8 protein-coding genes are annotated in these 12118 nt (G+C 39.7%); 5 read left to right on the forward strand and 3 right to left on the reverse strand.

Annotation, left to right across the window (positions count from 1 at the left end; translation table 11 throughout):
• Positions 1-14: 14 nt before the first annotated feature.
• Together M9899_01070 and M9899_01075 are read right to left on the reverse strand one after the other, a co-directional pair.
• Positions 15-608, reverse strand: a complete 594-nt coding sequence (locus tag M9899_01070; GenBank protein MCO5112745.1) for a hypothetical protein — start codon at positions 606-608, stop codon at positions 15-17.
• 134 nt (positions 609-742) lie between these two features.
• Complete coding sequence (locus tag M9899_01075; protein ID MCO5112746.1) at positions 743-3310, reverse strand: insulinase family protein; 2568 nt, start codon at positions 3308-3310, stop codon at positions 743-745.
• 17 nt (positions 3311-3327) lie between these two features.
• On the opposite strand from M9899_01075, the gene hemW reads away from it, so the two are divergent.
• From hemW to lon, 5 genes are all read left to right on the forward strand, one after another.
• Positions 3328-4524 carry a radical SAM family heme chaperone HemW gene (gene hemW, locus M9899_01080; GenBank protein ID MCO5112747.1) on the forward strand — a complete coding sequence of 399 codons (1197 nt, stop codon included), beginning with the start codon at positions 3328-3330 and terminating at the stop codon, positions 4522-4524.
• A gap of 4 nt (positions 4525-4528) precedes the next feature.
• Positions 4529-5068 carry a nucleotide exchange factor GrpE gene (gene grpE, locus M9899_01085; GenBank protein MCO5112748.1) on the forward strand — a complete coding sequence of 180 codons (540 nt, stop codon included), beginning with the start codon at positions 4529-4531 and terminating at the stop codon, positions 5066-5068.
• 5 nt (positions 5069-5073) lie between these two features.
• A complete protein-coding gene (locus M9899_01090; GenBank protein MCO5112749.1) occupies positions 5074-5955 on the forward strand; it encodes a DnaJ domain-containing protein in 882 nt (293 codons plus the stop codon).
• Positions 5956-5958: 3 nt separating this feature from the next.
• Positions 5959-7929: a penicillin-binding protein activator gene (locus M9899_01095; GenBank protein ID MCO5112750.1), complete on the forward strand. Its 1971-nt coding sequence runs from the start codon at positions 5959-5961 to the stop codon at positions 7927-7929.
• Positions 7930-8052: 123 nt separating this feature from the next.
• Positions 8053-10449 (forward strand): endopeptidase La, encoded by a 2397-nt coding sequence (lon, locus tag M9899_01100; GenBank protein MCO5112751.1) that lies wholly within the window; start codon positions 8053-8055, stop codon positions 10447-10449.
• 80 nt (positions 10450-10529) lie between these two features.
• Here the strand turns inward: lon and M9899_01105 are convergent, their stop codons facing one another.
• Positions 10530-11897: a hypothetical protein gene (locus M9899_01105; GenBank protein ID MCO5112752.1), complete on the reverse strand. Its 1368-nt coding sequence runs from the start codon at positions 11895-11897 to the stop codon at positions 10530-10532.
• Between the last annotated feature and the right edge of the window lie 221 nt (positions 11898-12118).

The following is a 12118-nucleotide window of genomic DNA, read 5'->3' on the forward strand; positions in this document are numbered from 1 at the left end:
AACTTTTTAATGACTTAATTTGAGGTTTTTTTCAAGGGATAAGTCAAAATCCCTTCCGAGAGAAGCTGTTTTTCTGCCCACTTAGAACCAGAGTCGATATACCTTTCAAATAGATTTAAAATATCTCCAGACTTTTGAATATTTACCTTTTGGCTGACCTCAGTCAGAATATCCACATAGCTGGGAAAATGACTTGAGAAGTGACTATAAACATTTTCAAACTCGGGCTCACTCACTATTTTAGAAAGCGACTGAAAAGACATCTCGCCCATTTGAATATAATAACTTTGGTTGATGACCTTTCGTTTAAAAGAAGAAGCAAAAAAGCCTGCAACATAAAGGCTCGTGTCTCCTAAGCGCTTAAGTCTCACTATTTTTGCATTCAAATCACAAGCCTGAGACTCAAACCACTGCTCTGCCATCATTTTAGAGCCACTACCCTCGGCACCATAGAGCTTTTCAACATGTAAGAAGTCTACAAGTAGCTCTGATAGGTAAGAGTATGATAAAGGGTGAAAGTCCGAACGACTCACCGCTTTTGCTGCGTCTTGAATCAGCTCAGCAAAAAAATCTCTGGGTGTGGCTAAGTTTTTAAAATCTGTACCCATTTGCCCTCTCAAATCCAAGGAGACTTTATATTCTCCCTGTCATTGATCGACATATAGGGCTTATTTGTTAAGCAAATTAGACTTGCGTTGGGTTTGTCTCAAATCTAGACCCAGAGGCCCAGCACCATTCTCATCTAACCCACAACGACGGTATAATGAGGTTGAGCATAAAGCCGAATCATTAAATCGCGGATGTCTTCTGCGGTGACAAAGTTGATTTGCTCTTCAAACAAAAGATACTGGTCGTGATTTAAACCATATAAAGAATCAAAGAAAATATTTTCACTGACATTGGAGTTTCTTTGTAACGAAATTTGCATTTTTCCGATCAATGATTTCTTTGCACTTCTTAATTCTTCTTTTGGAACAAGATCGTGAGTGAGTTTTAAAAACTCTTCTTTCATCATGGCAATCGCTTTATCTTTTTTGCTTGGAGCACATGCGATGTAAGAACCAAAGTACCCGCCCTCTAAACCTTCCATACGTATGGGGCTGACTGTATAAGCTAAAGATTCTTTGTCTCTGAGCTCAATAAAAAGTCGACCACCTTGCCCAGCAAGAATAGATTGAATCACTGACAACGTGGCTTTTGATTTTGATCTGTAGTCCAAGCCTCGAAATCCAAAAATAATATGAGACTGCTCTTTATCGCTCTCAATGGTCTTTTCCTGAGCATCAGGGACTAGAATAGTGGTATCAAAATACAGGTCATTTTGAACCCATGTCATTTGACTTAACATATCCTCAACAGACTGCTTGGCCCTATCAATAGAACCCAAGTCTCCTACCATAGATATCACCATATTTTTAGGGTCAAAATGATGCCCAATAAAATCTGAAACCTGTGCAGCTATGGGCGGACGAGTTTCGCTTAAAATTTTAATGCTATCTTTAGAATAATAATGTTCACCAAAAGCCATTTTCATAAACTCTAAGAAAGCGATTTGCGCAGGATTATCTTTACGTCGCTTATAACCTTCAAGCATAAGTTTACTTTCCCTCTGGATGATCTGATCTTGTGTTGTGGTGTAAGTCAGAAATTCAGGGAAAATTTGTAATAGACGGTCTCTATAAGGAGATATCGTCGTCATCTGTAACCCAAGAGAGTGTTTTCCCGAAAACGCACTGATCGAACTTGCCATTTTTTCCAATTCAAACAATGTCTTGTCTTCATTCCATTGTGCCGTTGACCTCGCCCAACATCTTTGGGCAAAGGTTGCCGAGATATCTTCGTGAGAACTCTCAATTTTAGCACCGCCCAGAAATCCAACATCCATATGTATAACTGGCGTTTCTTTTTGATCTTTTAAAAATAGTTTTACCCCAGGTCCCACAATGAACTGATGAATTCTAGAGTCTGTCGTTTCATGCTGTTGCCAACTTAAATTGAGCTTTGGCGTGAAGGTCGATGATTTTTCTGTCACGGCTTTTGCTAACTTCGAGTCAAAAATATCTGAGTATCTTTTTGACTTTAAACTTTCATTTTTAGATGTGATAAATGTCTTTGGTTTTTTAAGAAGATATTTCTGTAGACATAAGTTAATGTCTGTAATGGCGATCTCATCCAGTTCTTTGATATATTTATTTAAATAATTTTCATCCCCATAAAAGAAAGTCACTTGTCCCACTTGCCTTGCAAGACCGTCACACGTTTCTAAAGAATAGTAGAGATCGCTTTTAAAGTTAATAATGGCCTTCTCAAATTCTTCTTCTTGCACACCTTCAAGCGCAAGTTCATTTAAGACGCTCACAACCTCTTCAACTGCTGTATCTTCTTGTCCTGTGATAGGTTTAATACTTATTGCGAACAACCCTGGATGTTTAATAGAGAAAGGGTACGCACCAACACTTCTTACACATTCTTTTTGTAGTTTTAATTTTTTATATAACCTAGAACTTTCACCTTGCCCTAAAATCAAAGCCAGTAGTTCCAAACACAGATAATCTTTGGACTTCACATCAGGGGCTGACCAATAAAAATTTAAAAAGGTGTCCTCAAATTCTGTTTTTAAAAATTCGAGATCAGCGTTGGGATTAAAACGAGTGGGGGGCACGCTTCTTAATTTCTTATGGTCTTGTGTCTCTTGACCAAAATGTGTTTTCACAGATTCAAGTACGTCATCTTCGAAATCCCCTGTGATCAACAAAAACATATTGTTCGGGTGATACTGTTCTTGAAAATAAGCCTTGATCTTCTCCACAGGGATATTTTGTACAACTTCATCATAGCCAATGATTGGACGACCGTATGGATGATCTTTAAAGAAGTGGGCAAAACTAAACTGTGTACTTACTCTGGATGGCTCATCCATGCCTCTGCGAATCTCTTCAATGACGACTTCTCTTTCGCGATTAACCTCTTCTGGGTCAAATGTAGGAGAAAAGACCATTTCTGACAGAGCCTTTAAGCCCGTTTCAATTTCGCTTTTACCTAGAGTGACATAATAAACTGTTTGGTCAAACGTGGTGTAAGCATTCAGTTGCCCCCCACATCCTTCAATGGTCTGCGCAATCTCTCCAGGACCAAAGCTCGTGGTGCCCTTAAAAACTAAATGCTCAATAAAGTGTGAAACACCCGCTTCGTCTTGGGTCTCGTGTGCACTCCCATTTCCGACCCAGACTTGCAAACTGACTACGGGAGACTTTTTTAAGGGGTTTAGAAGAACCGTGAAACCATTTTTTAATTGAAACTTCTTAATCATACGTTTAATCCTAAGGCATGTTCACTCAGACATCAAATTTATCTCAAGGGATTTATATTCATATTCCCTACTGTTTACAGAAATGTCATTACTGTGACTTTGCTACCATACTTCTTGATGAGGGTCCAAGCATGGACATCTATTGTGATTACGTGATCTCTGAACTCTCTTTGAAGCTGTTGCCGCAAAAATCCTTAAGCTCGATCTATTTTGGAGGGGGGACGCCCTCGCTATTTGGCACTGGGCGCATTAAACGCATCTTAGATGCCATTCAAAATCAAGGTTATACTTTCCAAGACAACATTGAAATTACGTATGAAATCAACCCTGGCACTTTAACCAAACCAGACCTAGACCTTCTCAAAAGTTACGGCGTCACCCGTTACAGCGTGGGGGTTCAAACCTTTGATTCTGAAATTTTAAAAAAAATTGGACGAGAGCACAATGCAGAACAATCTCGCGAGACGCTTAAGCTTCTTTATGACACCCAGACCTCTTTTACTGCTGATCTTATCTTGGGTTTACCCCAAATTTCTGCGGATAAATTCGCTCAAGACGTAGCTGAACTTTCCACTTATAACCCTAGTCATATTAGCATCTATCTTCTTACAGTGCCTGAACTGCACTTTTTAAATAAAGAGGCTCCGAAAGACGATCAGCTTGAAGACCTTATTCTGCAAGCCGAGCCCCTTCTTCATCAATATGGGTTTACCAGATATGAAATTTCAAACTATGTACATAAAACAGGGCACCCCTCTAAACACAACCTACTTTACTGGAATGACTTTTCTTACTGGGGCGTTGGTCTAGGTGCACACTCTTATTTTAAGGAATATGGCAGCTGGGGTACTCGTTTTTGGAATCCGCGTTCTTATAAGTCCTATTTTAGCCAAATTGACGCTCGACTCAAAACTCAAAGCCTCCCGCCCGCTCCACAAATCGAAGCGCTCCAACTCCATGAGTCAATGACGGACTTTTCCTTCACTCACCTCAGACAGAGTGCTGGCATTCCAAGAGACCGCTTGGAGTCCAAATTTCCAGCCCCTTGTGTCCAATTCCTTATAGATAAACTACAAAAATTGCAGAAAGAAGGGTATATATTTTATGAGACTGACTGTTGGAAACTGACAGCATACGGCAAACAGTTCGCTGATAGAACTTTCCGTGAGCTGTGCTTTACCAAAGACGAAATAAAGAATCTAACTAGGGAATGATAAAATGTCAGAAAATAATAAAGAGTCTGCTAAAAAGAACAAATCTGAAACCCAAGACCAAAATGACACTAAAGAGAATGTCACAAACTTAAAAGACAAAAAAACCGAGTCTGATGATGCCTTAAACCAACTGCGTACAGACTATCTTTATTTAAAAGCTGAATTTGAAAACTACAAAAAAAATAATATTAAGGAACGTTCCGATTTATTAAAATACAGCGCTGAACGTATTGGTTTAGACTTACTTGCTATTTTGGATATTTTTGAAAAGGCTCTTGAAAACGAAGTCACACAAGAAAATTTCAAATCTTTTGTTGACGGAGTAAAACTCACTTCAAAAGAGCTTAGAGCGGCTCTCGAAAAGCACGGCATCAAAGAGATTGAGTCTTTAAATAAACCTTTTGATCCTCGTTTTCATGAGGCCATGACACAGGTCCCTGCCAACCATGTAGCCCCTGACACTGTCATCGAAGTTTTTCGTAAAGGCTACTCCATTCATGATAAAGTACTTAGGCCCTCGCAAGTTGTAGTTGCAAAAGGATAAAGCATTTGAATTTAAAGAAGGCTTTAGGTTTGTTAGAACTTTCTTCTCAGACTCGTACTGTTGACGAAGTCAAGAAGGCCTATCGTGTATTAGCCAAGAAATATCATCCAGACATGAACCCTGGCAACGCTAAAGCTCTTGAAAGATTTCGAGAAATTACCGCCGCCTACGATTACATTACGGATAACTATGATGGCAATCTCACCCAAGAAAAAACCCAAGAGGCTCCTAATCCTTTTGTTAAAAACAAACAGGAGCCCACACCGAAGAATCCTCCACCTCCACCACAAAAAAGAGGAGAGGCTAGTAATGCCTCATTACACCTAAAGTATTCTCTGACTGTTTCATTAGAAGAAGCTGCCAATGGAGCAACCAAAACTATTCATTATGCACGTCTGGATTTTCATCAACAAAAGGAAGTCGTAAAACTTGCTGTAAAAGTGCCTGCAGGGATAAAGGAAGGGCAAAAACTACGCATCAAAGGTGAAGGTTCGCGCAATGGCAAAGATCTTCCTGGCGATCTTTATGTGTTTATCAATATTGAACCTCACCCCTTATTCTCAAAAGATGGACGGAATATCAAAATGGATCTGCCCATAACTTTAAAAGAAAGCATCTTTGGCTGTGAAAAAACTGTTCCTACTTTATATGGAATTGCAAAGGTGACTCTCTCGCCCAATACAACAACAGGAAAAGTTTTACGACTAAAAAACCGTGGCTATCCTAGAGTGGAAGGCTTTGGTAAGGGTGACCAACTGGTTCGCATCCTGATTGATGTTCCCACGGACTTTACTGAGGAAGAAAAACAATGGATCGAGAAAATCTCCCTCAAATCTTCTCCTTTAATCAAAAAATACGAATTATCTTTATCCAAAATTAAGAGGTGACCTTTGAAAATATTATCCATATTTATCTTTTTAGGCTTATTAACAAGTTGTGTGACCGCCCCCGAGTTTCAAGTTAAAAAAGTGACACCTACTCAGAAAAGCAAAGGACCAAACGCACAAGAGGCTATTCAACTTAAGAAAGCTCAAGATGCTATCGCTAACTCTGATCCCAAAACAGCCTTACTTATTCTTGATGACATTGCCAAATCACGTAGTGAAACCGAAACTTATTTTGATGCTCTCATCCTCATGGGACGCTTATTAGAACGTGAGGGTCGGCAAGAAGAAGCCACAAAGGCTTACTTACGTATCATCAATAGTAACTACGATTACCCCAAGAGAAGTTTTGCAATATTTAGAGTTGCGCAAATTTATAAAGCTCGAGGAAATGCTGGCCTTGCCATCCAGTATATTGACCTTGGATTACAACAGCCCAACCTTGCAATTAAAGACAGAGTGATCTTTCAAAGACTGAAATACCCACTTTTGATTCAACAAGAACAGTACGCTCAGGCATTAGAAACGGCAGATTTTGTAATCAAAAATGCCACAAAAGAATCTGAAATTGCTGAGGCTAGAGATGTCACTCAAAATCTCATTAGCATTAGACTGAACCGACAACAATTAGCTAAAATAGTGAACGATCCTTCAATGGCCGATTACCACGGTCTGGCTTATGTTGAATTAGGTAAATCTTATTTTTATGAAGGAAACATCACTCAAGCTTACCAACTTTTTGACAAGGCACTTACTTTACTAAAGCCCAATGATCCTGCACGCCTTCAGATTCAAGACCTTAAAAGATATTCAGCTGTTTATACAGACATCAAGCGCAACACCATTGCCGTTCTTGTCCCTCTAACTGGATCCAGAAAAGCTATCGGTGAAAACGTCTTAAGAGGTTTACAAACATCTGTTGGTGGAATGGGATCTGATATAAAACTTATTATCAAGGACACGGAGGCCTCCTCCACAAAAGCACAGGCTCTAGCTCAACAGGCTATCTTTGAAGATCGTGTTATGGGTGTTATTGGTGGTGTGACTGCTGCTGATGCTGAAGCTATTGTCGAGGTCACTTCAAAATTCGGTGTTCCCTTTTTAGCTTTAACTCCTAAAGCTGGATTAGTTGAAAATCATGATTACACTTTTCAAAACGCCTTCACCCTCAAAACCGCTGCAAGAAAAAGTGCAGAGATGGTGTTAAAAGAAGGCAAATATCATCGTATTGCTGTTTTAAAATCTGCTGACAATTTTGGTGAAACCTATGCTGAGGCCTTTATCCAAGTTCTTACAGACAATGGCAAAGAAGTTCAGCACGTCGAATCTTATGATCTTAATGACCGCGGGTCCTTAAACCAAGCCATCCGTAAACTGATCCAAGTTTACTCTGCCGAAGGACGTGAGGCTGAATACAAACAAAAACTAGAAGCGTGGAAAGCTCAAAATCCGCGCGCTCGCCGACTCAATCCACCCAGTGTAGATGAGCTTCTTCCACCCGTGATTGATTTTGATGCTCTTTTTATCGCTGATTCTGCAAAAAATGGAGCCTTAGTTGCTGCAACACTGGCCTATTTTGATGTGGAAGAAATTCCTCTCATTGGGACTCACCTCTGGAATAGTCCAGAGTTAGTACGAAGAGCACCTCAACAGGTAGAAGGTTCAGTTTTTATTGATTCACTTCCTCCTGAAAACTCTTGGCCTGCTAACTCCTGCACTCGATCTTTGTCCCAAGCCTTAAATGGCCGCGAACCTAATGCTTTCACAGTGTTGGGATATGATTCGGCTCGAATTTTTAGAACTGCGCTCAGAAGAGGGTCCACTAACCGTGTGCAATTTAAGGAAAGTCTTGAGACTTTACCAAGTATCGAAGGCTGTTTAGGCCCTCTTTCCATGGACCCTTCCCGCGTTGTCAATCGACCTGTGTTCAGCTTAAAAGTGCAAGGCGGTTCCATTATCAACACCGATACCTTCTAAATTCTTAGGGATTTAGAGGTATTTTTAGACCTTGATAGAGGTCTAAACCGTGTAGAAATCTTATGAGCCTCCGATAAAGTCTTACGGGCTGGGATGCCCAGAAGAAACTGCAACGGAGGCCGAATGAGTTCTAACAACAAAGATGCTGCAATTCCAGAGGTGTTACCACTATTACCAGTTAGAGATATGGTGATTTATCCCTTTATGTCTCTTGCTTTATTTGTGGGACGCGATTCTTCAATTAAAGCCGTAGACAAGTCTTTATCCAGACAAGATCGACTGATCTTTCTTGCTTCACAGGTTGAAGCCAGCGAAGAAGCTCCATCAAGTAATTCAATTTACAGAGTGGGTATTGTCGCTGAAATTAGAAAAATGAAAAAACTCTCTGATGGCAGGCTTAAAATCTTAATCAGTGGCGTGTCTCGTGCGGTCATCAATGACTTTGTAAGTACAGACCCTTATTTTGAAGCTCAAATTCAACCCGTTGAAACAGCCGAGCCAGAACAACTCACACCTGAGTGCGAAAGCCTTATGCGCTCTGTTCGTGACAAAGTAGAAAAGATCATTGGCTTAGGTAAACTGCTTTCACCTGATTTACTTTTAATTTTAGATGACGAAAAAAAGCCTGGGCTGCTTGCAGATCGCATTGCAGGTAACATTGGTCTAAGTGTCAACGACAGCCAAAGAATCTTAGAAATTATCGACCCTGTTGAACGACTCTATCTGGTGGATGAATTGTTATCTCATGAACTTGAGGTTATGAAGCACGAGATTAAAAACCGATCTAATGAAGGCATGTCTCGTTCACAACGCGAATATTTTTTACGCGAACAGATGAGAGCTATTAAAAATGAACTCGGTGAAACTCAAGATCAAAAAGCTGATGAACTCGAGGACTTAAAAAATAAAATTAAAGATGCAGGAATGCCTCCTAAAGTTGAAGAAGATGTCACAAAACAGCTTAACAGACTTGAACGCATGCACCCTGACTCTAGTGAATCTTCTATGCTTAGAAATTATCTAGATTGGATGGTTGACATTCCATGGAGTAAAAAGACAGAAGACAACCTTGATGTGAATCATGCTCAAGAAGTTTTAGACGCTGATCACTATGAACTTAAAAAAGTTAAGGATCGTATTCTAGAGTTCTTAGCTGTGAGAAGTCTAAAATCTGAAATCAAAGGACCAATCCTATGTCTTGCGGGCCCTCCTGGTGTGGGTAAAACTTCTCTTGGCCGCAGTGTTGCCAGAGCTATGGGAAGAGAATACCAAAGAGTGGCTCTTGGTGGTTTAAAAGATGAAGCAGAAATTCGTGGCCATAGAAGAACTTATGTGGGAGCAATGCCTGGCAAAATCATCCAAGCCATGAAACAAGCTAAAACCAAAAACCCTGTTATTGTTTTAGATGAAATTGATAAATTAGGCTCTGATTTCAGAGGTGATCCAAGTGCTGCAATGCTTGAGGTGTTAGACCCTGAACAAAACTTTGCCTTCAGGGACAACTACATCAACCATGACTTTGATCTTTCTGAAGTGCTCTTTATTGCAACGGCAAACGTTGTTGAAAATATCCCCGCAGCCCTTCGTGATCGTATGGAGATGATTCATATTCCTGGTTATACAGAAAATGATAAGCTACTTATCTCTAAAACCCACCTTGTTCAAAGACAAAGAGAACAAAATGGACTTAACGAAGATCAAGTCACCTTTACTGACGAAGGAATCAAAGCTTTAATTTCTGGCTACACTCGCGAAGCAGGATTAAGAAACCTTGAAAGAGAAATTGGTTCTGTGTGCCGTAAAGTTGCAAAGCTTATTGTGACTAAACAAGTTGAAAAAATAAAAGTAACAGAAAATAAAGTTTATGAATTGATGGGCCCTCCTCGCTTTATTAAAGATGCACGCATTAAAGAAGATCGTGTTGGGGTTGTAACAGGCCTTGCATGGACTCAAGCTGGTGGAGAAATTCTGTATGTTGAAACTCTTGCCATGAAAGGCAAAGGGGGATTGACTCTGACAGGACAGCTCGGTGATGTGATGAAAGAATCTGCGACTGCTGCTCTTTCTTATGCCAGAGCCCACTATGACATTTTAGGAATTGATCCTGACTGGTTTGAAAACCATCAAGTGCATATACATTTACCTGCTGGTGCTATCCCTAAAGACGGTCCTTCTGCAGGTGTCACTTTAGCTACGGCTCTTATTAGTTTGATCACAGACACTCCTGTAAGAATGGACCTTGCTATGACAGGAGAACTGACTTTAACTGGTAGAGTACTGCCTGTAGGCGGAATTCGTGAAAAGGCTCTTGCGGCATTAAATCAAGGAATCAAAAACGTCATCATTCCTATTGCCAACAAAAAAGACCTTGAGGATATTCCAACTGAATTTAAAAAGAAGCTAAACTTTATTTTGGTGGATAATATTGATGAAGTGCTACAAATTGCACTTCTCACTAAGGATAAGGACAGTAAAGGTATCGAGTCCCCAACAGAAAAAGCAAAAAGTTTGGTGGCATAGGATTTCTTTGCCAAATTAAATATACTAAATTTTAGAGACCCTTAAAAAAGACCCACGTAAGGGTCTTTTTTTGTTTTATCTTACAAGCAGTGGCCTTTAGAATCTAGGATTTTTGAAAAATCCAGATTTGGATCTTGATCTATAACTCGTAAAAACTTGTCAAAACAACCTTTCATCTCTATAGCTCGTGGCGCATGTCCACCGTCTTTCACCTCAATAAAAACTTTCTTCGTACTTTTGTTACTTTTATAATGTTCTTTGGCGCCTTTAATTTCAGTTTGAGGATCAAGGTCGCCTTGTATATAAATTGTAGGAATATTAAAAGGATAGTTTTTGCTGGAATACAACTTTTTGTCTGTATATCCCAGACACATATCAGGAAATAGTGGATTTTCTTTAAAGACAACTCGCCCATTTACAAGATCAAAATTAAGATACTTGTATATCACTTCTGGTGATATTTCCTTACAGACAAGTGCTGTTTCAATATAGTTTATAAGTTCGGCGTCTTTAGCATACTCTGCTGATTCTTGCATTTCATTGCTGTCACTGACTTCTTCAACAATACTGTCAATATCTTCTGGCAAATCGCTACCCGTTCTTAAACTGTGTACTATCTCTAATAGCTTTTGCCAATAATATGCAAATGAATATTCGTCTTCACCTCCATTTAAACCTTCAGGCGGTATATTAGCCAAGAAATTCGCCCATCCTTCAGAGGTACCGTTTAATGGAAGATTGTCATTGTCCAATAGTAATTTTGCTAATTCAGGGTGTCTGTCTAAAAGTAAATTCGCTTTATCGGCAAAGCTTTGCGCATAACCACTTCCCTTAGAATAGGCTTCTGCTAATGTTCCTTCCAGAACTACAGCCTTCGGTTGTGGCATAGATTTTTTGTTGATCTGTGAAGCTAGAATAGTACCTAGTAAAGTTCCGTATGATTCACCATATATAATATAGTTTTTAATATTTTCCTTCACGATAACTTCGATGATATCTAAGGCTGTCTGTTCGCTTGTCACTGCACTTTCAGGAAAGTCACCCTTTGCAAAAATATTGCAATCTGTCCCTCGTGGATCAATCCAAATATAGTTAAACTGCTTGGTATTCATACTCTCATCAGCAAAAAGATGATTCGCTTCATCCGTAACACCAGTCATTGAACCGCCCCCAGGTCCACCAGGTAAAAAAACAATTGTTGTAGCTCGAGGATCATTGATCATGTGTCTATAATAGTAAGTGAAAGTCCCTTTAGAGGGGTCAGTATGGTCCTTATTGAGGGTCAGTGCCTTCAGATCATCCATATTTGTGCACTCTTCCAACAGCTCATCTACTTCACTGCTGGTCATTAGTATTTTTTCTAAGTATGGATTTTTAAAAACCACTTGGGCAGAAGCGGAATGGGTGACAAAAACAAACATGGCCAAAAAAGTTAGAAAGGTTTGCATCTCGGGTTCTCCAAAAAATGTGTTTCATTGAGATTGCAAGCTTAAGGCCAAAGATATTGCCCTTTTACCTATATATGGGAATCTTTATAAAAAACGGTGTTGAAGGTGTAGACAGGATCTGCCCAAAGTTGTCTCTTCTCTTTCCCTCAGAAATGAAGGCCACTGGTCACAGTGGCTCAAACCTCTAAACCATTTTTTGTTGTTTTGTATTTAAGAATGAA

Source organism: Pseudobdellovibrionaceae bacterium (genome assembly GCA_023954155.1).
Classification (GTDB): domain Bacteria; phylum Bdellovibrionota; class Bdellovibrionia; order Bdellovibrionales; family UBA1609; genus JAMLIO01.